The organism is Bifidobacterium sp. LH_730 (assembly GCF_056355835.1).
Genome location: NZ_JBKETB010000011.1, coordinates 21,451 through 43,471 on the forward strand (window position 1 = coordinate 21,451; position 22,021 = coordinate 43,471).

The 22,021-nt window shown below is 64.7% G+C and carries 17 protein-coding genes and 2 tRNA genes; 12 read left to right on the forward strand and 7 right to left on the reverse strand.

Annotated features, from left to right (window positions below; all coding sequences use genetic code 11):
- Positions 1-71: 71 nt before the first annotated feature.
- Positions 72-1,469 carry an MFS transporter gene (locus AC1AUD_RS11110; RefSeq protein WP_476574450.1) on the reverse strand — a complete coding sequence of 466 codons (1,398 nt, stop codon included), beginning with the start codon at positions 1,467-1,469 and terminating at the stop codon, positions 72-74.
- Positions 1,470-1,697: 228 nt separating this feature from the next.
- On the opposite strand from AC1AUD_RS11110, the gene AC1AUD_RS11115 reads away from it, so the two are divergent.
- Both AC1AUD_RS11115 and AC1AUD_RS11120 read left to right on the forward strand, forming a co-directional pair.
- Positions 1,698-2,375: a histidine phosphatase family protein gene (locus AC1AUD_RS11115; protein ID WP_476574451.1), complete on the forward strand. Its 678-nt coding sequence runs from the start codon at positions 1,698-1,700 to the stop codon at positions 2,373-2,375.
- Between the two features lie 170 nt (positions 2,376-2,545).
- Complete coding sequence (locus AC1AUD_RS11120; protein ID WP_476574452.1) at positions 2,546-3,475, forward strand: hypothetical protein; 930 nt, start codon at positions 2,546-2,548, stop codon at positions 3,473-3,475.
- Between the two features lie 70 nt (positions 3,476-3,545).
- On the opposite strand, the gene AC1AUD_RS11125 is transcribed toward AC1AUD_RS11120, so the two are convergent.
- Positions 3,546-4,721, reverse strand: coding sequence for a DUF805 domain-containing protein (locus AC1AUD_RS11125; protein ID WP_476574453.1), 1,176 nt, complete (start codon positions 4,719-4,721; stop codon positions 3,546-3,548).
- 134 nt (positions 4,722-4,855) lie between these two features.
- Here AC1AUD_RS11125 and gltX point away from each other — a divergent pair, with 134 nt between their 5' ends.
- The 4 genes from gltX to AC1AUD_RS11145 all read left to right on the forward strand — a co-directional run bounded on the left by gltX (position 4,856) and on the right by AC1AUD_RS11145 (position 8,254).
- On the forward strand, positions 4,856-6,379 hold the full coding sequence (gene gltX / locus AC1AUD_RS11130) for a glutamate--tRNA ligase (protein WP_476574454.1): 1,524 nt from the start codon (positions 4,856-4,858) through the stop codon (positions 6,377-6,379).
- 232 nt (positions 6,380-6,611) lie between these two features.
- Positions 6,612-6,684: transfer RNA gene (locus AC1AUD_RS11135), tRNA-Glu, on the forward strand.
- Positions 6,685-6,724: 40 nt separating this feature from the next.
- Positions 6,725-6,799, forward strand: a tRNA-Gln gene (locus AC1AUD_RS11140).
- Between the two features lie 84 nt (positions 6,800-6,883).
- Positions 6,884-8,254: a metallophosphoesterase family protein gene (locus AC1AUD_RS11145; RefSeq protein WP_476574455.1), complete on the forward strand. Its 1,371-nt coding sequence runs from the start codon at positions 6,884-6,886 to the stop codon at positions 8,252-8,254.
- Between the two features lie 91 nt (positions 8,255-8,345).
- On the opposite strand, the gene AC1AUD_RS11150 is transcribed toward AC1AUD_RS11145, so the two are convergent.
- The gene (locus AC1AUD_RS11150; protein ID WP_476574456.1) at positions 8,346-9,170 is read right to left on the reverse strand and encodes an IclR family transcriptional regulator; all 825 of its coding nucleotides are present in this window, start codon (positions 9,168-9,170) and stop codon (positions 8,346-8,348) included.
- Positions 9,171-9,425: 255 nt separating this feature from the next.
- Between AC1AUD_RS11150 and leuC the strand changes: the two genes are divergently transcribed.
- Positions 9,426-10,829 (forward strand): 3-isopropylmalate dehydratase large subunit, encoded by a 1,404-nt coding sequence (gene leuC / locus AC1AUD_RS11155; RefSeq protein ID WP_476574457.1) that lies wholly within the window; start codon positions 9,426-9,428, stop codon positions 10,827-10,829.
- A 132-nt stretch (positions 10,830-10,961) separates the two neighbouring features.
- Positions 10,962-11,645: a 3-isopropylmalate dehydratase small subunit gene (leuD, locus tag AC1AUD_RS11160; RefSeq protein ID WP_476574458.1), complete on the forward strand. Its 684-nt coding sequence runs from the start codon at positions 10,962-10,964 to the stop codon at positions 11,643-11,645.
- A 60-nt stretch (positions 11,646-11,705) separates the two neighbouring features.
- Here leuD and AC1AUD_RS11165 read toward each other — a convergent pair whose 3' ends face one another.
- Together AC1AUD_RS11165 and AC1AUD_RS11170 are read right to left on the reverse strand one after the other, a co-directional pair.
- On the reverse strand, positions 11,706-13,574 hold the full coding sequence (locus AC1AUD_RS11165; RefSeq protein ID WP_476574459.1) for a PH domain-containing protein: 1,869 nt from the start codon (positions 13,572-13,574) through the stop codon (positions 11,706-11,708).
- Positions 13,574-14,176 (reverse strand): PH domain-containing protein, encoded by a 603-nt coding sequence (locus AC1AUD_RS11170; protein ID WP_476574460.1) that lies wholly within the window; start codon positions 14,174-14,176, stop codon positions 13,574-13,576. Before AC1AUD_RS11170 ends, AC1AUD_RS11165 begins: the two co-directional genes overlap by 1 nt.
- 129 nt (positions 14,177-14,305) lie before the next feature.
- Here AC1AUD_RS11170 and AC1AUD_RS11175 point away from each other — a divergent pair, with 129 nt between their 5' ends.
- Together AC1AUD_RS11175 and AC1AUD_RS11180 are read left to right on the forward strand one after the other, a co-directional pair.
- Positions 14,306-15,118, forward strand: a complete 813-nt coding sequence (locus AC1AUD_RS11175; protein WP_476574461.1) for a DUF805 domain-containing protein — start codon at positions 14,306-14,308, stop codon at positions 15,116-15,118.
- Complete coding sequence (locus AC1AUD_RS11180; protein ID WP_476574462.1) at positions 15,115-16,488, forward strand: sensor histidine kinase; 1,374 nt, start codon at positions 15,115-15,117, stop codon at positions 16,486-16,488. The genes AC1AUD_RS11175 and AC1AUD_RS11180 overlap by 4 nt, the downstream gene beginning before the upstream one ends.
- A 216-nt stretch (positions 16,489-16,704) precedes the next feature.
- Here AC1AUD_RS11180 and AC1AUD_RS11185 read toward each other — a convergent pair whose 3' ends face one another.
- Positions 16,705-17,538: a response regulator transcription factor gene (locus AC1AUD_RS11185; RefSeq protein ID WP_476574463.1), complete on the reverse strand. Its 834-nt coding sequence runs from the start codon at positions 17,536-17,538 to the stop codon at positions 16,705-16,707.
- Between the two features lie 197 nt (positions 17,539-17,735).
- Here AC1AUD_RS11185 and AC1AUD_RS11190 point away from each other — a divergent pair, with 197 nt between their 5' ends.
- On the forward strand, positions 17,736-18,857 hold the full coding sequence (locus AC1AUD_RS11190; RefSeq protein ID WP_476574464.1) for a diguanylate cyclase: 1,122 nt from the start codon (positions 17,736-17,738) through the stop codon (positions 18,855-18,857).
- Positions 18,858-19,105: 248 nt separating this feature from the next.
- On the opposite strand, the gene AC1AUD_RS11195 is transcribed toward AC1AUD_RS11190, so the two are convergent.
- On the reverse strand, positions 19,106-20,449 hold the full coding sequence (locus AC1AUD_RS11195) for an NAD(P)/FAD-dependent oxidoreductase (RefSeq protein WP_476574465.1): 1,344 nt from the start codon (positions 20,447-20,449) through the stop codon (positions 19,106-19,108).
- 206 nt (positions 20,450-20,655) lie between these two features.
- Between AC1AUD_RS11195 and murA the strand changes: the two genes are divergently transcribed.
- On the forward strand, positions 20,656-21,984 hold the full coding sequence (gene murA, locus AC1AUD_RS11200; protein WP_476574466.1) for a UDP-N-acetylglucosamine 1-carboxyvinyltransferase: 1,329 nt from the start codon (positions 20,656-20,658) through the stop codon (positions 21,982-21,984).
- The last annotated feature ends 37 nt before the right edge of the window (positions 21,985-22,021 follow it).

A 22,021-nucleotide genomic window follows, 5' to 3' on the forward strand; every position in this document is an offset into this window, starting at 1 on the left:
GGCGAATATAAACGAACGCCGACCCCGGTTCCGGAGTCGGCGTTCGCATATCCCAAGAAAATCAGGAAAGATCAGACCACTACCTCGGTCAGCGTCGGTTCCTCGGTGGAGGACTTGATCTGCTTGAAGCCGATGAAGGCGATGGCCAGCGAGCTCAGCGCAAGCACCGTGACGACGACGAAGCCGCCATGCGAGCCGAATCGGTCGATGAACTGCCCGGCGACGGCCGAACCGAAGGACGAGCCGATCGAATTCATCGCGCCCATCCACGCCATGCCCTCGGTGAAGCGCGACGGCGGCACGAGGTGCAGCATCAGCTGGTTGCCGTTGATCCACGTGGGGGCTTGGCACACGCCGATGAGCAGGTAGATGATCATGATGACCCACAGGTGCTTGGCGAGCATGAACGAGCCGATGCCGATGTTCACCACCGCCAGGCAGAAGTAGAAGCGCTTCCACAGCGGAATCCGCCAGTTCTTCGCGCCGTAGACGAGCGCGCCGATCAGCGAGGAGAACGAGAAGCAGGCGAAGACGAAGCCGGTGTATTGCTTCATATCCTGCTCGGTGGCGAAGGCGATGATCGAGATCGAGGTCGCCGCCTGGAACGCGCCCAGCGAGAACCAGGTCACGCACACGGCGATCAGACCCGGCCCCCAGATCGATTCCTTTGTGGCGGTCGCCTTCTCGGCCATCTCCACTTCGATCGCGCGGCGGATCTCCTCCTCGGAAGCGCCCTTCGCCCTCTGCTCGCGCCGCACGTTCTCGGCCAGCGTCTCGGCCTTCAGCGCCGCCGCATGCGCCGCCTCCTGCTCGCGATACTGCTTGCGCGTCATGCCGGCCTCGCGCGCCAGCTTGGTCTGCGACGGCGGCTCGGTCGACATCTCGGTCAGGAACATCAGCGCGCCGATGACCACGCACATGCCGGTGAACGACATCGACAGCAGGCCCGAGATCACGGCGAGCGTGGAGGCCAGCGGATTGCCGATCACCCACATGCATTCGTCGAACACGCCCGACAGGCTCAGCGCGCGGTTCGTGCGCTCATGGTCGCCCTTGAGCAGGCGCGTCCAGCGGGCGCGGCTCATCGCTCCCCACGGCGGGATCGCGGCGAGGAACGGCGTGATGCAGAACAGCACCCATGCGGGCGCGTGATTGGTGATGCAGGTGATCAGCAAGGTCGCCGCGATCACCCACACGACGATTGTCGGGATCGAGACCTGGCGCTGGCCGAATTTGTCGACGAGTTTGCCGAGCAGCGGGCTGGTGACGGCCAAGGCGATGGCCTGCACGGCGGTCAGCGCTCCGGCGAGCGAATAATTGCCGTAATAATGCTGCACCGAAATCGTGATGGTCATACCGACCATGGGGAACGGCATGCACGCGATCACGGCGCCGACGGCGAAGCGTGCGGTGTGCGGTATGCGCAGAAGCTCTGCGTAGCCGCCGAACAAACGATGGACCAAAGACATAGTGACACCCGCTCCTTTCCGCTCCCGATTGGATGTCCCCCGGCGCAAACTGTTTGCGTCGGAGCCCTCATCGTTGACGATGTGTCGTCCTGTTGGTCGCGCAAAGGGGTGCGTGGCGTTGGCCGCGCATGTTTGCGACACGGCGACTTTACCCGCGACTGTTCCGCGACACGCGGTAGATTTGGAACAACATTTGGAGCTATGTGTTCGAATAGGGAGGGGCCTGAGATGACCGCCACCACCATACATTTCGTCCGCCATGGCAAGGTCCACAATCCGGGCCATGTGCTCTACGAACGCCTGCCCGATTTCCATCTGTCCGACGTCGGTCGGCGCATGGCCGAGGCGACCGCCGACTATATCGCGTCGAGTCCGCAGATGAACACCGTCGCCGCCGTGTATTCCTCGCCGCTGGACCGCACGAGGGAGACGGCGGGCGCGATATTGGATGCGTTGAACGACGTGCGCACCGTCCGCGGCGAGGAGCCGCTGGAACTGCGCACGGATGAGCGGGTTATCGAGGCGGCCAACGAGTTCCGCGGCAAGCGCATCGGCCATGGTGACGGAGCGCTGTGGCGCCCGGAGAACCTGAAGCTGATCCGCAACCTATATAAGCCGACCTGGGGCGAGTCCTACCGTCATATCGCCGCGCGTGTCAAGAATTTCGCCGACGAGAAGGTCGACGAATGGGCCGGGCGGCAGATCGTCGTCGTCAGCCACGAGTCACCGATCTGGTCGTATCGACATCTGCTGGAAACCGGCCATCCCGAGCACTGGATGTTCCTGCGCAAGACGGCGCTCGCCTCGGTCACCTCCGTCACCTACGACAGCGACACCCACCGCGTATTGTCAATCACTTACGTAGATCCCGCGGCGAGCGTCCGCGATTCCAAAGGAATCGCATAAGACGCTCGCGTGAGGAGGCCGAAGAGGAAGCGCTGTGCGCTTCCGTGCCGACGGAGCCATCCTTATGACAAAACGCAATTGTGATGGAACGCACTTTGATCCATCCGCATGCTCCATCCTTCACTGACTAGGATGAAGTGAGGATCACGACCCCACGCAAAGGAGCTTGCATGTCCTTCGAACTCAATCCCTCCGATATCGCGCGCGTCGCGGCGCTGCCCGTCGTGCGGCAGGCCGCCAAGGCCGGCGCGAGCCTTATCGAACTATGGCCGCTGACCGATGCCAAGCAGATGGACAACGACGCGAAATACGCCGAAAACCTGCAGGTGCGCGTCACCCGCATGATCGCCGCGATCCTGACCGGCCAGGAGGTGACGATGCCGGACGCCGAATTCGTCTACGAGGGCGCGGACGAGATTCCGGGACGCCCTCAGGAGATCGTCGACGCGCTGCTTGCCGCCAACGACGCCTACGACGGCGTGGCCGAATATTCGGAGACCGGAGACATCGAGCTGCCGCTGGGGGCCGTCGATGAGCTGGGCGTGGATTGGAGCGCGGAAGCCACCGCCGCGGCGAAGGCCGTGATGGAGACGGTGGAGCGTACGGTGGGCGCCGAGGCAAGGCCGGGGGAGCGGTTGGACACCTCCGCCGATCCCGGGGAAGTGGCGCGGCGTTTCGCCGTGGTGCTGCTCGCCATCGATGCGTTGCTTGCCGCCATCTGCGGTGATGGCGAGGCTGCGGATGATGCGAATGCGGCCGAGTTTGCGGCTCGTCGCGCCCTGCCGGTGGCGCTCTATGCTAACGAACTATGCGAACGCGTGGCCGTGCCCCGCCTGTGCCCGGATGCCGAAGGCTTCCACACGATGGTGCATGCCGCGGTTAACGCGGCCGATCCGAGCGCATCGGTCGAGGCCGTGGCCGCAGTCATCGCGCCGCTGGCCGAAACCGAGTGGGCCAAGCACCGAGAGGATGTGCTCTGGGATCCGGTCGAGGCGAAGAAGCGCGCCAAGGAGGAGGACGAGCGCAAGAGCAAGGAGGCGCTCGCCGCCAAATTCGCGCATATCAAGGACGATCCGAACAAGGAAACTGTCGAACTCTGAGCCGTTGAAAACGCGTCGAATATGCTGATGCCCCTCATCTGAGGGGCATCAGGCGTTTTGGGGGATGTGCTCAGCGCTGCGTGTCGAAGCGTGCGCCGGCAGGATTCGTGCGGCCAACCATCAGCACGATGCCGGAGATGAGATAGACCAGTCCGAGCAGGCCCATGCCCGCCAACGGCGTCATCACGCTGCCGAGTTGGCGCGCAAGCATCTCCACCTGCGCCGGATCGTTGGGGTCGAGATTCATCGATATTCCCGTGAGCGTGTTGAGTGCCATGGGTTCCCAGATGAGCGACCACACCGTCGTGATGGCATATGGAATGCCAGGCAGCAGCGCCCACCAGCCGGACTTATTCGTGTCATGCAGACGGCGCACCGCCACGGCCACGAAGGGCACGACGGTCGCCAGTCGCCAGACGACATCGATGCCGGTGGCAGCCGCGGACGGCAGCGGCGTGGCGATGACGCCGATCGCGATGTTCACCAGCACAAAGAACAGGATCACCCACCAGAACTCGCCCTTCGACGCGCGTCCGGAGAAGGTCGCGTATTTGAGGAAGAACCGCTTCACGGCGGGAACGAAACCGATTCCATACCATGGCTGGTCGAGCGCGGGCTCGCCGCCGGGGAACTGCGCGCCGGCATAGGCGGGCACGCCCTGCGGCAGCGGCTGGCCGGCGCCGGGCGCGGGTTGTCCGTAGGCGGGCTGGCCATAGGCCGGCTGCCCGTATTGCGGCATGCCCTGCGCGGGCTGGGTGTAAGGCGGTTGATTCGCGGCCTGTCCGTAGGCCGGTTGGCTGGCGGGTTGGGTGTAAGGATTTTGATCTGTGCCTTGTCCGTAGACGGGTTGTCCGGCGGGTTGGGTGTAAGGATTTTGATCTGCGGTTTGTCCATAGACGGGCTGGCTGATGGGTTGGGCGTAGGGGTTCTGGTCTGCGGACTGACCATACGCCGGCTGACTTGCGGGCTGTCCGTACTGCGGTGTGGCGGCGGGCGCGGCATACTGCGGCACGCTCTGGCCGCCCTGACCATATTCCTGTCCATACTGCGGCGCCGCCGGTGTTTCGGGTGCGGCCCCGTATGCCGGCGTCTGCGGCATATCCGGCGCCTGCTGCGCCTGCGGAATCTCCGGAACCTGCGGCATCTGAGGCTGAGCGGGCTGAGCCGGCTGCGCCGCGTCCCCGTTTGCGGGCTGGAACCCGGGCATCTGCCCCTCGTTCTGCATATTGATATTCGGATCGCTCATAATTGCCCCTTTCCTCGATGGCATATGAATCCTCGTCCATTGTCTCAGAAAACGTCCGGTTGCGCGAGATTCCGTGGCCATGCGTGGGCCGGGCGCACCCCGCACGGTCCGTCGGGCGCGGCACAATATGAGGCATGAGCGAAGCTGACAACACCAAACCCGAACTCCCGAAAAACGTCCGCGTGCGATTCTGCCCGTCCCCGACCGGCACCCCGCACGTCGGCATGATCCGCACCGCCCTGTTTAACTGGTCCGAGGCGCGCGCCACCGGCGGCAAGCTGATCTTCCGCATCGAAGACACCGACGCCGTGCGCGACTCCGAGGAGAGCTACAACCAGATCCTCGAATCCCTGCGCTGGCTTGGCATCGACTGGGACGAGGGCATCGACGTGGGCGGCCCCCACGGCCCCTACCGTCAGTCCGAGCGCACCGACATCTACAAGGATGTCGCCGCGAAGCTGCTTGAGGCCGGCTATGCCTACGAATCCTTCTCCACGCCCGACGAGATCAAGGAGCGCAATCTCGCCGCCGGCCGTCCCGAGGCCTTCGGATACGACGGCTACGACCGCAACCTGACCGAGGAGCAGAAGGCCGCCTTCCGCGCCGAGGGACGCAAGCCCGCGTTGCGTTTGCGTATGCCCGATGAGGATGTGGTCTTCGACGATCTGATTCGCGGCCGCATCGAGTTCAAGGCCGGCTCCGTGCCGGATTATGTGATCGTGCGCCCCAACGGCGACCCGCTCTACACGCTGACCAACCCGGTCGACGACGCGATGATGGAGGTCAACGTCGTGCTGCGCGGCGAGGACCTGCTGAGCTCCACTCCGCGCCAGATCGTGCTCTACCGCGACCTGATGGAACTGGGCATCGCCAAGGAGATGCCGCTGTTCGGCCACATGCCGTATGTGATGGGCCAGGGCAACAAGAAGCTCTCCAAGCGCGACCCGGAGTCGAATCTGTTCAACCACCGCGACAACGGCTTTATCCGCGAGGGCCTGTTGAACTATCTGGCGCTGCTCGGCTGGTCCATCGCGCCCGATAACGACGTGTTCTCGATGGACGAGATGATCGCGAACTTCGACGTGCGCGATGTGAAGGCCAATCCGGCCCGCTTCGACCTCGACAAGGCCATCTCGATCAACGCCGAGCACATCCGCATGCTTGAGCCGGCCGACTTCCTGGCGCGTTCCGTGCCGTATCTCCATCGCGACGGCGTGGTGTCGGCCGATTCCTGGGAGACGCTGACCGACCGCGAGCGTGAGATTCTGACGGCCGCCGCGCCGCTGGTCCAGCCGCGTGTGCGTCTGCTGGGCGAGGTCGCCGGCATGGTCGGCTCGCTGCTGTCGACCGAGGGCTATATCGAACCCGCCGACGATGCGCGCAAGACGCTCAAGGATTCCGCCGGTGACGTGCTCGACAAGGCCATCGCCGCGCTGTCCGGCGTGGACGAGGCCGCGGACTGGAAGGCTGAGCCGCTGCACGAGCTGCTCAACACCGCGCTGATCGAGGAAGGCGGCTACAAGCCGCGCCTCGCCTTCGGCCCGGTGCGCGTGGCCGTCTCCGGCCGCCGCGTCTCCCCGCCCCTGTTCGAGTCCATGGAGATCCTCGGCAAGGATCTCACCCTCGCCCGTCTCCAGGGCCTGCGCGAGCACCTGTGACCTGCCTCGAGTCGCGGCGGTGAGTGCGTGACTGCGTCCTGTTATAAGGATGGCTCCGGCGGGAGGACAGTCCATTGGACTGTCCTCTGGTCCGCCTCGCGCCGCGCCGCTATTGGCTTTCCGAGGGAAAGCCGGCGGCGCGACACGCCGAGATTTGCATTCATCGCGAAGGGTGCGTATATTAATCACCTGTTGCGCGGTTCACCGAGCAGCCGGTTGAAAAACTGAATATGCCCCCGTCGTCTAGCGGTCTAGGACTACGCCCTCTCACGGCGCCAACACCGGTTCAAATCCGGTCGGGGGTACGACGGTCGATTCCCAAGGAATTGACACGCCAAGCCAAATTGGGGTGTGGTGTAATTGGCAACACAGCTGATTCTGGTTCAGCCATTCTTGGTTCGAGTCCAGGCACCCCAGCCAATGAGCCCTCGCGGAAGCGAGGGTTTTTTGTTATCCGCCGTCTCCGGCGTTGACCATGCGATGGCGGTAATACACTTGGAAGGCATGACGGAAACACAGCGCGCGCCCGAAGGCATGTCGACCAAGCCGAGGATCAAACCCGCCGATGCGGGGGACCGACGCCCGGTGTCGGTGTCGGCGCGCTTGGGACGCCTTCAATTCCATCAGTCGGGCAAGTTCCGCGTGTTGCAGGTCGCCGACATCCAGGACGGTCCGAAGGTTTCGAAGGATACCATCAGCCTTATTGCCGCCAGCCTCGACACGGTGCGGCCGGATCTTGTGGTCTTCACCGGCAATCAGATCGCCGGATATGACGCGGCCTTCGCCGATACCTTCCGCAAACGTCGTTGGTCGGACGGCGCGGAGGCGGCGGATGGGGCGCGTGGGGATTCCAGTGACGACGCGATGGGACATACGCGCGAACTGGTGCGCGGAGCCATCGGTCAGTTCCTCAAGCCTCTGATCGAACGCGGCGTGCCCTTCGCCGTGACCTATGGCAACCATGACTTCCAGTGCGGGCTTGATGTGGACGAACTCGACGCCATGTACCGTGAGTTCCCTGGATGTCTGAATCCGGGAGGCTTGGCCGATCCATCCATCGCGGATGGTGCGGCCGACCTGGAACGTTCGACCGCGTCCTGCGCCGCGCTGCCGGAGCAGCGTGTGTTTGCCTGCGCGCCCGGCACCTTCGCGCTGCCGGTGTCCGATCTGGAGCATACGCGCAGCGTGATCGGCTTGGTGATCCTCGACTCGGGAGACTATGCGCGCGGCGGCGGTTTCGCCGGGCCCGACGCGCGGGCCTTGGAATTCCTGCGCCGGGCGCCGGGCCTGGTCGGCGCGCCCTCGATGGTGTTCCAACATATGCCATTGCCTGAATACTATGGTCTGCTTCGTGCCGTGCCCGCCACCACCGCCTTCGCGATGCAGGGCTACCGTGCCCACGCCGGCCAGAGTTATGTGCTTGACGAGGAGCGGACCCAGCCCGGCGGATACTTGGGCGAGGGCATCAGTTGCCCCGACGCTTCGGATGAATTCACGATTCTGCGCGGAGCGGCATCCGAGGATTCGGCGGCGCCCGTGCCCTCCGCCTATATCGGCGTCGCGGCCGGACATGATCATCGCAATGGCTTCGTCGGCACGCTCGACGGCATCAAACTCATCGCCACGCCGACCTGCGGCTTCGGTTCCTACGGCCCGGCGCCGGCCAAACGCGCCACGCGCCTGATTGAATTCGACATCCGTCACCCCGACGAGCCGCGCACACAATTGCTGGAATTCGGCGAACTCGTCGGCAAGCCCAGCTCCAAGAAGGCTTACACCTACGCCCTGAACCAGAAGCCGCCGCAGGATGGCGAAGGCGACGATCTGCTGCGGAAACCCAGCCTGCTGAGCCGGCTGTTCGGATGGCTGCGGTGATAACGTGCTGATATAAGAAAACCGGAATCCGCGAGAATCTGCGGATCCCGGTTTTCTTATATCGTGTCCTATAGCCGTGGACTGGCTTGCCTCAGCGTCCCGCCGCGGCCTTGATCAGCGCGTCGGTCAGGTATTTGCCGGCGGCCATGACCAGTGGCGCGTAACGGCGTCCGGGTTGGGATCCCATGCGGCCGGTCGGGCCGGAGATGGAGATCGCGGCGATGACCTGTCCAGAGGCGTTGCGGATGGGCGCGGAAATCGAGCACACGCCCTCCTCGCGCTCGTTGATCGATTCGGCCCAGCCGCGCTTGCGCACCTGCGCGAGTTTCGTGGCCGTGAACTTCGCATGGCGCAGCCCTTGGTGGAGGCGTTCGGAATCCTCCCATGCCAGCAGAATCTGCGCGGCGGAGCCGGCCTCCATCGACAGCATCGCGCCCACCGGAATCGAATCGCGCAGACCGGAGGCACGCTCCACGGCGGCGATGCACACGCGCTGGTCGCCCTGACGGCGATAAATCTGCGCCGATTCCCCGGTGCGGTCGAGCAGCGTCTGCAGAATCGGACCCGCTGCAGTCAACAGTCGGTCCTCGCCGGCCGCGGCCGCGAGTTCGGCGAATCGCGAGCCAAGCACGAAGCGTCCGTGCTGGTCGCGGACCACGAAACGGTGGCGCTCGAGCGCGATGGCGAGACGGTGCGCCGTCGGGCGGGCCAGTCCGGTCGCGGCCACAAGCTGGCCCAGGGTCGAGGGGCCGGATTCGAGCGCGTCGAGGATTTTCACGGTTTTGTCAAGCACTCCGACGCCGGAATGAATCTCACCGTCGTCCTGCGCCGCGGGCGCGTTCGTGGTCAACGGGCTGTCAAGAGGCTCTTTCAAGCCGTTTTCGGACGGGTCGGTGGTCTGTTCGAGGACGGTCATAACTTCCTAGTATGCCATCTCATATAGTGAAACCGCAACTTCGCGGACAGAGGTCGCGATGGTCGGGCGCGGCGGTCTCGTCGATTCGCAGTGGATTGGGGAGGCGGGGATCCCATCCCCGAAACAGGGCATGGCGCCGGCGCAATCTCATATTCCGGGCCCGGCGCAACCGTTCCGCCGGCGCGACCATAGGCTTGATACCACGAAACATGCGCGAGGGCAATACCCTTGCGTACATTTTTTAGGAGGACCCATATGGGAATGACATTGGCCGAGAAGGTCTGGGCCGATCATTTGGTGCGCAAGGGCAGCGACGGGGCGCCTGACCTGCTGTACATCGACCTCATGCTGATGCACGAGGTCACCAGCCCGCAGGCATTCGAGGGACTGCGCCTGGCCGGCCGCAAACCGCGCCATGTCGACCAGCTCATCGCCACGGAGGACCACAACACGCCCACCGTAGACATCGACCGGCCGAACCCGGACAAGACCAGCGCCCTGCAGCTGTCCACGCTGGAGAAGAACTGCAAGGAATTCGGCGTGCGCCTGCATGCCCTCGGCGACGCGGACCAGGGCATCGTCCACGCCTTCGCGCCGATCCTGGGCCTCACGCAGCCGGGCATGACCATCGTGTGCGGCGACTCGCACACCTCCACGCACGGCGCGTTCGGCGCGCTCGCCTTCGGCATCGGCACCTCCGAGGTCGAACACGTGATGGCCACCCAGACCCTCTCCCTCAAGCCGTTCAAGACCATGGCGGTCAACGTCGAGGGCAAGCTGCCGGCCGGCACCACCGCCAAGGACATCATCCTCGCGATCATCGCGAAGATCGGCACCGGCGGCGGCCAGGGCTATGTGATCGAATACCGCGGCGAGGCGATCCGCAACCTGTCGATGGACGCCCGCATGACGATCTGCAATATGTCGATCGAGGGCGGTGCGCGCGCCGGCATGATCGCGCCCGACGAGACGACCTTCGAATATCTGAAGGGCCGTCCGCACGCTCCGGAAGGCGAGATGTGGGATAAGGCCGTCGAGTATTGGAAGACGCTGAGGACCGACGACGACGCGGTGTTCGACCGCGAGGTGACGCTTGAGGCCGCCGATCTGCAGCCCTATGTGACCTGGGGCACGAACCCGGGCCAGGGTCTGCCGATCACCGCGGCCGTGCCGGACCCGGCGACCATCGCCGACGAGACCAAACGTGTCGCCGCAGAGCGCGCGATCGATTACATGGGCCTCGAGCCCGGCACTCCGATCAAGGACATCGCCGTGGACACCGTGTTCATCGGCTCCTGTACGAACGGCCGCATCGAGGACCTGCGCGCCGCGGCCAATATCATGCGCGGCCATCACAAGGCCGAGAACATCCACCGTGTGCTCGTGGTGCCGGCCTCCTCGCGCGTGCGCCTGCAGGCCGAGGCCGAGGGCCTGGACCAGGTGTTCAAGGACTTCGGCGCGGAATGGCGCAATGCCGGCTGCTCGATGTGCCTCGGCATGAACCCGGACAAGCTGGTGCCGGGCGAGCGCTGCATCTCCACCTCGAACCGCAACTTCGAGGGCCGCCAGGGCAAGCTCGGCCGCACGCACCTCGCGTCGCCGCTGGTCGCCGCCGCCACCGCCATCCGCGGCACGATTTCGTCGCCGGAAGATCTGTGATTCAGCACCTGTCATTTTGAGCGGAGCGAAGCGGAGTCGAAAAATCTCCTCCCGTCACCAACCGTGAGGGATTCTTCCGCTCCGGCCTTCGGCCTCCGGTCAGAATGACAATCAAGGAAAGATATGTAACCCATGGAAAAACTCACTGTTGTTACCGGCGCGGGCGTGCCGCTGCGCCGTTCGAACGTCGACACCGACCAGATCATCCCGGCCGTGTTCCTGAAGCGCGTCACGAAGACGGGCTTCGACGACGCGCTGTTCTATGCGTGGCGCCGCGACCCCGACTTCGTGCTCAACCGCGACGGATATCGTGACGGCCGCATCCTCGTGGCCGGCCCCGAGTTCGGCATCGGCTCCTCGCGCGAGCATGCCGTATGGGCGCTGCATGACTATGGCTTCCGCGTGGTCATCGCCCCCTCGTTCGCCGATATCTTCTACGGCAACACCGCGAAGAACGGCGTGCTGGCGGCCATCATGCCGCAGGAGTCCGTCGAGCTGCTGTGGAAGCTGCTCGAGGAGGAACCGGGACGCGAGATGACGGTCTCCTTGGAGGACCGGACCGTCACCTGCGGCGATGTGACGCTGCCCTTCGAGGTCAACGACTACACGCGTTGGCGCCTGATGAACGGCTACGACGACATCGACCTGACGCTGCAGCACGAGGACGACATCGCCGCCTATGAGAAGATGCGCGCCGAGAAGTTCCCGTTCAAGCCCAAGACCCTGCCGGCCAAGCACCTGCCCGAGGAGGCCATCGCCTCCGCCCGCGAGCTGGAGTATGACTGGTCGGGGCCGTTGCAGCCGGTCGAGGCCTGAAAAGAATTTTATTGAGTGGGTTCTGTCGTCAGCTATCCGACGACAGAACCCACTATGCATTTATGCGTTGAACCAAGCCGCGAGAGCATCGGCATCGGCGCGGCGGATGAAGGTGAACCGCAGCCAGCTCAGGCCATTCATCACAAACAGCGGCATGGTGAGTCGTTCGATGCCGTGCCGCACGCGCCAAGCCGGCACGTTACGCTGCACGCTTTGCACGCGGGCACGTCGCGTGAACAGCGTCATTTCCGTGAACCGCTGCTCCATGCAGACCGCGATACGATGCGAGACCACGCCGTGCAACGGCTCTCTGCCGTGTAGCCCGGTTGCATCTGGCGTCAGCGCGCAATCGTTCTGAGACGTCGAAGTTGGCTCGCTGGTCATGACAGTCGCATCGGGAAGAACAACGTAACCTTCGACGCGAGCCTTGATCCAACGCGAAACAAGCCATAGCAACGCCACTGCCGTCGCAATAGCAAAGGAAATCGGCCAGAACATCTCCATATCCAGCGTCCACGAAACCGCCGCACACGCAGCCAAAGCCAGCGATGCCGCGACCGGCGCCAGCAGATAATAGCGCAGCAATCCGCGCCCGGTGCGGTGCAGATCCGGTTCGCGCAGGTCCCATTCGGGCAACATATCGCGCAGCACCTCATAGACCTTCGCCCGCCCGATCATCGGCAGCACATTCGCGCCTTCCATCGCCTCCGTGTCTCCGGCCTCGCCGAGACCCGCGGCGCTCAGTCCAAGCTCCACCGAACACAGGCCGAAGATGCGGCGCAGCGGATTGCGGCGCACCACGATGGTCTGGATACGGCTTATGGGCATCGTCATAGTGCGGCGTGTGAGCAGACCGCGCTCGACCACAAGGTCATCGCCGCGCCGCCGCACCTCGAATCCGTAGAAGCGCACCAAGGCGGCGATCACACTGAATACGAGCAATACCGCGACGGCCGCAAGCAACAGACCGGCCAAGGCCAACGCCCCACGCGCGGCCATGCCGTTGAGTGAATCCGCGGCCATACGCGTCCAACGCCGCGGCAGCACGTCCTCGACCTGCTGCACGAAGCCCCACAGCACGACGGCAGCGGCAAGGAATCCCAGATCGGTCAGGGCGAAAAGCAGGATGTCGCGCGTCGACGCGCGGAAAACCAAGCGGGCGGGAGCGGCGGTGGGCGCGGCATCCAACGTCATGGGCGCAGGGTTTTGCGAGGGGTTCGGCCTGGCCGACCGTGGACCGCGATGCGTTGCGGCAGCGGAAGATATGCGATCGCTGTCCTGGGCCTGGGGAACGTCGACGATGCCGTTGGCATCCGTGTCGTCCACGACGTCCCCGGAGGATGCGTGATTGGAGACTCCGGATATCCCGGGGAGTCCGGAGGCGCAGCATGCGGACTCCCCGATTTCCCCTGACATCGAGTAAGCGGACCGCAGCCTCTCCAATTCAGTCTGCAGCGCCTTCGGCACTGCGGCCAGAATAATCGAGCCATCGGTGGCGTCTCCGGTGGCGATCGCCAACTGCACCACGTCGAACGGACGCATATGAACCGGCTGCGACACCGTGATCGCGTGGATGCGGTCATATGACACCATGCGCCGTGACCGCCGGAACAGCCCCGTGCGCAACGCCAGCCCATCCTCGTCCAAGCGATAGCGCGTCGTCAGCCACTTGCTGATCGGCTCGGCGATGAATCCAATCACCGCCGCCGCGCCCAACACCAACACCCACATATCCGTGGCCGTGCCGGTGCGGAAGATGCCGAAGAACGCGACGATACCAATCAACGAACTGACGAGTGCCTTGAGTGCGGTGATGGTCTCGACGATAAGCGCCGTCGGATGCAAGCGGTGCCAGCCGTTCTCTCGAAGGCTCGTCGGCGTCGCGCCGGTGCTGCCGGAATCGGCGCTCATATCGGCGGAACCGGTCATCACACGTCCTCCTTCGCGGCCAGCACGCGCACCGTGATCTGCTCGACGACACGTTCGGCCTCGTCGGATTCCAGCGCCTCGATTTCGTGCGTGCCCACGGCCGTGCTGACGACGACCTTCGTCAATCCGCAGGATCGCAGCACCGGCCCCTGCTTCGTGTCGACGTGCTGAACGCGGTTGAATGGCACGGTCACGCTGGAACGGAATATCCAGCCCTTGGCGATGCGTATGTCGCGTTCGCCGATGCGGAACCGGCAGAATTGATAGGAATATCGGATCTGCAACGGCGTCGTGACTAGGTCGACGAGTCCCACGGCCGCGGCCGCACCCGCCGCCACGCCTTGCCACAATCCCCACCAATCCAGCGCCACGCACAGGGCGGCGAACGCGGCCGCGCCGCCGATCAGCGCGGCCGAGGCGATGAGCTCGACGATCAGCCACACGCGCTTGACCTGCGCCGGCAGCTGCCGCCATGCGGGCGCTGGCTCCGCATCGATTCCGGGTGCGGGCGCGTCGATATGGGTCGATTGGTAAGAGGCGCTGGCGTCGGAGCCGGCGGAGTCGCAGTCCTGGATCGTCGTCGGCATTGCGTCATCAGGCATGGTGTTCCTTCCCTAGGTTGGTTTCATAATATGGTGCGCGGCCTTCGATGGGGGATTACGAAGCCGCGTCGTACACATCTGTTGACCGGCGGGCGCAGAATGTGGACCAGGGCGGGGAAGCACGACAGCATGGTGCCGTCGATCCACGACGAAAGGGGACGCATCATGGAACGTATGGCAGAACACATTGCGAGCCAACAGGCGCAACGGGGAACACAAGGGCCGCAGCCGCCGCAGCGGCAAGAACCGCAGACAATGGAACCGCAGTCGGGCCAGCCGCATTCACCTGGTCGGCCGCCGCAAGCGCGGGAATGGCAGACAGCGGAACCGCGGCCGAGCCAGTCAAGTTTTCTTCCGACGGCCGCGGCGGCGCGCCCGATGCCGCCGATCGCCGGCATGCCTGCCGAACCGCCGCTGTGGGCGCCGTGGTATGGCATTGGCTTCGGCCGGGCCGTCGCCCGGCTCTGGCGCAAGGGGCTGACCTTCTCCGGGCGCGCCTCGCGCGGCGAATACTGGTGGGCGATGCTGTTCCTGATGCTTCTGGCGGCTGCGGTCGCGGCAGTCACCGTGGCCATCGATATGGCCGTGCAAGGGGCGGGCAGCGACGAAACGCCGATTTCGGACGTGGCGTCGGGTGTGCTGCAACTGGCCATCTTCCTGCCGGCGTTGTCGCTGACCGTGCGGCGTCTGCATGACGCGAACCACAGCGGATGGTGGGCCGCGCTGCCGTTCGTCTTCGATCTGACGGCCCTGGTCACGGTGGTGATGCCGCTGTTCGTTGAGTCGTGGGGCGTCGATGTGCAGGCCGGAATGGTGATTATGGCGATCGCGCAATGGCTGCTTGGCTATGTCGTGCCGATTGTGTTCGGTGTGCTGCCGTCGAATCCGACTGGCGTCCGTTTCGACGCGGCGCCCAACGCTTCCCGGGGAACGCAATCGTGAGCGGGGAGGTTTCTGCGAAGGCGCTTTGGCGCCGGTGGCGCGTCTGGTGGCATGAGCCTCACTTCCTCGCCAAAACCCGCGCGATCGGCATTGCGCTTCTGGCGTTGGTGGCCGTGCTGGTGCCGCCGTCGGCACCGGTGCATGCGCTGGCGATGCTGGTGGGTGTCGCATTGTTGTGGGCGCTGCCTCACGCGCCGCGGGTCGTGCCGCCGGTCGGATTGGCGTTGTGCCTGGTCGAGATGTGGGTGCTGGCTGGTGCGGGGGAACGATACGAACCCGACGAGCTCGGCGTGGTCATCGTGCTGTTCTGCCTGTTCCTGGGATCCGGATATGTCTATCGCCGTTGGTTTGCGCGGGTCGGTGTGGTCGTGGGCTATGCGCTCGCCGAAACCGCGTCCGGCGTATGGCTTGGCGCGGATAGCCCGGCGTTATCCGGCATCCGGGGAATCGTGGATGGCACGATGGCCGCGCTTTGGGCGCAGAATCATCCTTCCGCGCAGGGGCCCGGGCTCGGTCTATCCGGCGAAGCAGCCGCGGCCGCCGCAAGCATGCCCGGACCAGGGCCGGTGGTGTATTTCGTGGGCGGCGTGGCCGTCTCCTGCATCCTCAGCGGCATGTCGGTGGCGATGGGCCATGCCTTCGCCGAAACCCACTCCGCGAATGCGCGGCGCGAACGCAGCGAGGCGATGGTCGGGCGTCTCACGCGCGAACAGGAGCTCGCGCATATGATCCATGACTCGGTGGCCAACGACGCTTCGGTGATCGCCATGTTGGCTTGGCAAGCGAAGATGGTCGACGACGACCGGGAGATGCTCGACATGATCTACCAATGCGCGCACCATGCGCTTGACCGCACGCACGAGGTCATCGATGTGCTCAATGGCGCGAAGGATCTCGGCGATACCGCTGGTGCAGAGGTGGGGGAAACGACCGATGCCAGTTCCGTGAGCCTTGAACGTTACTGCGAGGACCGGGACCGGATGATGCATATGCTCGGATTCGAAGGGCATGCCAAGGTTCGGCTGGATGATCCTGTGGCCAGCGTACAAGGGGAGAACGGCCGGCTGCTGGAGCCGATTCGCCGCTGCACATTGGGCCTTCTGGAAGAGATCTACGCGAATATCGTGCGCCATGGCGATTCGGATGGCGGACCGTATGCCGTGGTCGTCTCCACTGACAGCGGGGGACTGCGTGTCACGGCCACGAATCCGCTTGCCGTCGCGTCCGATGGGCTGCAGGCGTTCGGTCGCATGCGGCATGGCCGAGGTCTGGCGCTGCACCGCGCTGAGGTCGAGGCTTTAGGCGGCGAGCTCAATGCCGCTGCCGAAGACGGCGTGTGGGTGTTGAACGCCCACATCCCGTTGCGGTGAGTCGATCGATGCGTGTTTCGGGTGGCGTGGAGCAAACTGTTGGTTGTTTTGGGCTTCTGTTGGTGGTCGTGCTGGGAATCCCGAAAATCAGCGTCATGCAAAACCGCCATTTCAAGCCGTTTTCATAAGGTTCCTATTCCGTGCGTCGCCGCGCAATTACCAACAGAAGCCCAAAACCGCCAACAGTTTGCCCGAACCTGGTCCGAAGGGCAGCCGTCAGGCGCTCAACCACAGCGCAATGGCGTGCGCCAGCGAGTTGGCGCCCAGTTTCTCGACCGCGCGATGCGCATGTGTGCGCACCGTTGACGCGGCGATGCCCCATTGTGAGGCGATCTGCTCATAACTGAAGCCGCGTGACAGCAGATGCAGGGTCTCGGCTTCCTTCGCGCCGAGCTTCGGCGCTTCGTTCTTACCTTCGGCCGCATCGGTGCGTTCGACCAATATGCGGTGCGCTTCGCTCGGTGTGTGGAACATCGCATGTGCGTCAATAGCCCCAGTCATGCCGCTCGCTCTGGTGATTCCGGGTGCGTCGCCCGCGTTTTCCGTGCTTGCCGCGCCGGTTTCGATTCCCGAGACTGCACTGCTTGTCCGCGCGTCGCTTGCCGCGTCGGCAGCGCCGCCCACTGCAGTTCCCGTGCCATACACGCCACCGGCCGCCACGGTGCGCACCGCCTGCATCAGCCTCGGCATATCGGCCTTCGACACAATGCCCTGTGCGCCCGCCTCCGCCACACGGTCCGCATAATCATGCGTCTGGAAGGCTGTGACCGCGAGCAATGCCACGCGGTCGGTGCGCAGCCGGATTCGTCGGCACACTTCGACGCCCGTCGATTCGCCGAGCGACATATCGACCAGCAGCAACTTCGGCCGCGTCTCGGGATCCAACGCGCGGGCTACCGCCTCGTCGGCGGTCTGCGCTCCCCACAGCCACCGCGCCCCCGGCAGCAGTTGCGGCACAATGGCTTTCAGCGCCAGCAGCGCCATCCGGTCGTTGTCAACGGCCGCCACCAGCGTGGGCAACGCCGCGCCCGTTCCTTCCCGTTCACTCATGATTCGCCATTTTAGGCGGGGGGGGGGGGTACTTTGGGCATGTTTTACCGGGTGGACGAGCGGAGCATGCGATTACGGCGTATACGGTCCCATCCGTGATGAACCGATATCGCATGCTGGCAGATGATTCCGTTTTTGGCTGAGATTGTGCCTCGACTTTGGACCGTGCCTAAGACGGCGAGGGATACTATGGGAATATGACCGATATCAAGCCTTTTTACGACGTGAATCTCACCTATGAGGACAACTACGCGCAAGGTCCGTTCGGTGCCTTCGCCGAGGCGCTGGACGACGCAGGCGAAGATGCCGGCGACAGCGCCCAGACCCAGCCCGCGGCCTCCGGCGCGACCTTCCTCGGCGTCCCGGTGAACCTGCCCTTCGGTATCCCCGCCGGGCCGCTCCTCAACGAGCGTTTCACGACCGCCGCCTTCCGCATGGGCTTCGATCTGGCCACCTACAAAACCGTGCGCTCGCGGGCGTGGGGCTGCAATCCCTTCCCGAATGTGCTCGCCGTGCACCCGCGTTCCGCGGATGGCAGCCTGACCCCGGGCAGCGCCGAACTGGACGAGGGCGTGCTCGCCGACACCAACTACGGGCAGCCCATCTCCATCTCCAATTCCTTCGGCGTCCCCTCGCAAAGCCCGGACGACTGGCAGCCCGATATGTGCAAGGCCATCGCCGCCGCCGGTCCTGGACAGGTGCTGGTGCCGAGCTTCCAAGGCTCGCGCGATCCCGGCGCCACCGAAGCGGACTATATCGCCGATCACGTGACCACGGCACGCCTGGTCAAGGAAACCGGCGCGCGGCTCATGGTGATGAACACTAGCTGCCCGAACGAGGGCCACAACCGCCTGCTGTGCCACAACCCGCTGCTGGTCGGGCGCATCACCGAGGCCGTGAAGAACGAAATCGGCGACCTGCCGCTGATGGTCAAGCTCGCCTACATCCCCTCCGACGAAGCCTTGGAAACCATGGTGCGCGAAACCGTCGGTCGTGGCAGCGTGCAGGGATTCAGCACGATCAACACCATCTCCGCGAAGCTGGTCGACAAGGACGGCAATCAGGCGCTGCCGGGCGCCGGCCGCGATCGCTCCGGCGTGTGCGGCAACGCGATCCGCGGAGCCGGCCTCGATATGGTGCGCCGTCTCGCCGCCATCCGCGAGCGGCTTGGCCTTGACTTCGCGATCAATGGCGTGGGCGGCGTGGTGTCGCCGGCCGACTATCAGGCATATATCGACGCCGGTGCGGACTCGGTGATGTCCGCCACCGGCGCGATGTGGAACCCGGAACTGGCGCAGCAGATCAAGGCCGCGCTCTGAGCCATCTCGGGTCTCGATTCCTTATCCTGGCGTACGTTTCTGAGCACTCCGCCCATATCCCTGCGCAGAAACGTACGCTTAGCCTGCCTCAGTGTACGTTTCTGCGCAGCCTAGCCATACCTCTGCTCACAAACGTACGCTGAGATGAACTGAGCGTACGTTCCTGCGCATACCCATTGTCGGAGTGCTCAGAAACGTACGCTCCAAGTCCCGGCGTCAGAGGCTCCGGCGCCGGCCGGTCGGTCAGTTCACTCGGCGGCGGCCTTCATCGCCACGGCGCCGACGTAATACACCGGCTTGTCGAAGTTCGGCTGGAACAGGAAGTCGACGTTCGCCAGCTGGTCGATCGTGAAACCGGCCTGGATCGCTACGGACACGACGTTCGCGGCGCCCGAGATATCGGCCTTCGAGCAGAACTGCGCGCCCTTGACCTTGCGCGTCGCCGGATCCCATGTCAGGATCGCGGTGACCTTCTCCGTCGTGAGCATGAAGTCGGGGCGGTAGTCCTCGGTCAGCTCGGTGGAGCGCACCTGAACCCCGCGCGCCTCGCCGCCCGCCTGCGTCAGGCCCGAGGCGGCCAGCGACAGGTCGTAGAGCTGCACGGCCGACGTGGCCTGCGTGCCCATATACGCCACGGTCGGCGTCTCGATATTGCGACCGACCAGCAGCCCTTGGCGCACCGCGTTCGTCGCCAGCGGAATGTAGTCGTGCCTGCCGGTCGGGTTGTAGAACACGGTGGCCGAGTCGCCGCAGGCGAACACGCCGGGCACGGAGGCCTGCATATAGTCGTCGACGACGATCGCGCCGTTGGGCAGCATATCGAGCTGGCCTGTGAACAGGTCGGTGCGCGGCAGGAATCCGACGGCCAGGATCGCCATCTCGGCCGTGTATTCGCCCTTCTCCGTCACCACCGTCACCGTGTCGTCGTCATTGTCGCGGAATTCGACGACCTTCTGCCCGAGCGCCAGCGTCACGCCGTGGTCGGTGAAGGCCTTCTCGACTATATCGGTGATCGGCTTGTCGAAGTTCTTCGCCAGCGCGCGGTCGAGTCCGTCGACCAGCGTCGTCTTGACGCCGGTGAGGCTGAACTGCTCGGCCAGCTCGGCGCCGATGTATCCCGAGCCGATGATGACGGCCGACTTCGCGCTCTTCGCCTTCTCCTTGATCGCCATCGCGTGGTCCCAGTTCTTGCACAGCATCACATGCTTCGAGTCGATGCCCGGGATCGGCGGCACGACGGGCTTGGAACCGGTGGTGACGACCAGCTTGTCGTAGGCGAGCGTCTCCTCGGCGGCGGATGGATCGTCCACCGGACGATAGGCGAGCGTTTTGCCGGCGACGTCGACCGAGGTGACGTCGGTGCGCATATGCATCGTCGCGCCCGCGGCGGCCAGCGCCTCGGGGGAGGAGTAGAACATCTTCTTCGGGTCGGACACATGGTCGCCGACCCACAGCGCGATGCCGCACGAGAGGAAGGACAGCGTGTCGTTGCGCTCGAAGACATGCACCTGCCAATCCGGGTGCTCGGCGAGGATCGAGGTGGCGGCGAATGTGCCGGCATGCGTGCAGCCGACGATGGCGACGGTGGTCATATGTGCTCCTTTGCGTAAGGCCAGAAGGCCGTTTTTCAGCGAATACGATACCAGCGCTCCATGAGAACCGAGGGCATCGCGGTGCGCGAGGCGTTGCCGGATACCCCGAAAATGTTCCTTTGGGGGCATTTCACGTCTCCGGCACATCGCATATGGCAGACTGGAATACAGTGTGTCCGAAACCCCAGAGTTCGAAAGAGGCGGTTGTGTCAGAGAATCCGGAAACCGACGTCCTGCATGTCGAGGGCGGCAAGCCGCTGAACGGAACGATCAAGGTGCGCGGCGCGAAGAACTTCGTGAGCAAGGCGATGGTGGCGGCGTTGCTCGCCCCCGGCAAATCCGTGCTCAAGAACGTGCCCGAGATCCGCGATGTGCACGTCGTCTCCGACCTGCTGCGCCTGCACGGCGTGGATGTGGATGTGAACGGTGACAGGGGCATCGTGACCATCGACGCGACGCATGTGCAGCTCGCCGACGTGGCCGACGTGGACACGCTCTCCGGTTCCAGCCGCATCCCGATCCTGTTCTCCGGCCCGCTGCTGCATCGCCTCGGCGAGGCGTTCATCCCGGCGCTCGGCGGCTGCAATATCGGCGGACGCCCGATCGACTTCCATCTCGAGACGCTGCGCAAGCTCGGCGCGAACGTCGACAAGGAGCATAAGGACGGCATCCATATCACCGCGCCGAACGGCCTGACCGGCGCGAAGATCCATCTGCCCTATCCGTCCGTCGGCGCCACCGAGCAGACGCTGCTGGCCGCCGTGCTCGCCAAGGGCAAGACCGAGCTGTCGGGCGCGGCCACCGAGCCCGAGATCATGGATCTGGTCGCCGTGTTGCAGAAGATGGGCGCGATCATCTCCGTGGACGTCGACCGCACCTTCCGCATCGAGGGCGTCGACGAGCTCAAGGGATACACGCACACCGCGCTGACCGACCGCATCGAGGCGGCGAGCTGGGCGTCGGCCGCGCTGGCCACGCATGGCGATATCTTCGTCAAGGGCGCCACGCAGCCGGAGATGATGACCTTCCTCAACGTGTTCCGCAAGATCGGCGGCGAGTTCGACATCACCGACAAAGGCATCCGTTTCTGGCATCCGGGCGGGGATTTGAAGCCCGTGGCGATCGAGACGGATGTGCACCCCGGTTTCATGACCGACTGGCAGCAGCCGCTGGTCGTCGCGCTGACGCAGGCCAATGGTCTGTCGATCGTGCACGAGACCGTCTACGAGAACCGCTTCGGCTTCACCAAGCCGCTGGTGTCGATGGGCGCGACGATCCAGTTGTATCGCGAGTGCCTGGGATCGCTGCCGTGCCGCTTCCAGCAGCGCAACTACAAGCATTCCGCCGTGATCTTCGGACCGACGCCGCTGACCGGCCGCGACATCGACGTGCCGGATCTGCGCGGCGGCTTCTCGCATCTGATCGCTGCGCTTGCCGCCTCCGGCCCCTCCGACGTCCACGGCATCTCCCTGATCGACCGTGGCTACGCCGATTTCCGCGGCAAGCTCTACCAGCTCGGCGCGGAAATCGACTAGGTTCCGGTTTGGTTGGCCGGTTGGTTGGCCGGCCAGA

What these genes read in the sequence shown, in the direction of transcription:
- AC1AUD_RS11110 (WP_476574450.1), bottom strand. Translation starts at nt 1,469, where the DNA reads ATGTCTTTGGTCCATCGTTTGTTCGGCGGCTACGCAGAGCTTCTGCGC.
- AC1AUD_RS11115 (WP_476574451.1), top strand. Translation starts at nt 1,698, where the DNA reads ATGACCGCCACCACCATACATTTCGTCCGCCATGGCAAGGTCCACAAT.
- AC1AUD_RS11120 (WP_476574452.1), top strand. Translation starts at nt 2,546, where the DNA reads ATGTCCTTCGAACTCAATCCCTCCGATATCGCGCGCGTCGCGGCGCTG.
- AC1AUD_RS11125 (WP_476574453.1), bottom strand. Translation starts at nt 4,721, where the DNA reads ATGAGCGATCCGAATATCAATATGCAGAACGAGGGGCAGATGCCCGGG.
- gltX (WP_476574454.1), top strand. Translation starts at nt 4,856, where the DNA reads ATGAGCGAAGCTGACAACACCAAACCCGAACTCCCGAAAAACGTCCGC.
- AC1AUD_RS11145 (WP_476574455.1), top strand. Translation starts at nt 6,884, where the DNA reads ATGACGGAAACACAGCGCGCGCCCGAAGGCATGTCGACCAAGCCGAGG.
- AC1AUD_RS11150 (WP_476574456.1), bottom strand. Translation starts at nt 9,170, where the DNA reads ATGACCGTCCTCGAACAGACCACCGACCCGTCCGAAAACGGCTTGAAA.
- leuC (WP_476574457.1), top strand. Translation starts at nt 9,426, where the DNA reads ATGGGAATGACATTGGCCGAGAAGGTCTGGGCCGATCATTTGGTGCGC.
- leuD (WP_476574458.1), top strand. Translation starts at nt 10,962, where the DNA reads ATGGAAAAACTCACTGTTGTTACCGGCGCGGGCGTGCCGCTGCGCCGT.
- AC1AUD_RS11165 (WP_476574459.1), bottom strand. Translation starts at nt 13,574, where the DNA reads ATGACCGGTTCCGCCGATATGAGCGCCGATTCCGGCAGCACCGGCGCG.
- AC1AUD_RS11170 (WP_476574460.1), bottom strand. Translation starts at nt 14,176, where the DNA reads ATGCCTGATGACGCAATGCCGACGACGATCCAGGACTGCGACTCCGCC.
- AC1AUD_RS11175 (WP_476574461.1), top strand. Translation starts at nt 14,306, where the DNA reads ATGGTGCCGTCGATCCACGACGAAAGGGGACGCATCATGGAACGTATG.
- AC1AUD_RS11185 (WP_476574463.1), bottom strand. Translation starts at nt 17,538, where the DNA reads ATGAGTGAACGGGAAGGAACGGGCGCGGCGTTGCCCACGCTGGTGGCG.
- AC1AUD_RS11190 (WP_476574464.1), top strand. Translation starts at nt 17,736, where the DNA reads ATGACCGATATCAAGCCTTTTTACGACGTGAATCTCACCTATGAGGAC.
- AC1AUD_RS11195 (WP_476574465.1), bottom strand. Translation starts at nt 20,449, where the DNA reads ATGACCACCGTCGCCATCGTCGGCTGCACGCATGCCGGCACATTCGCC.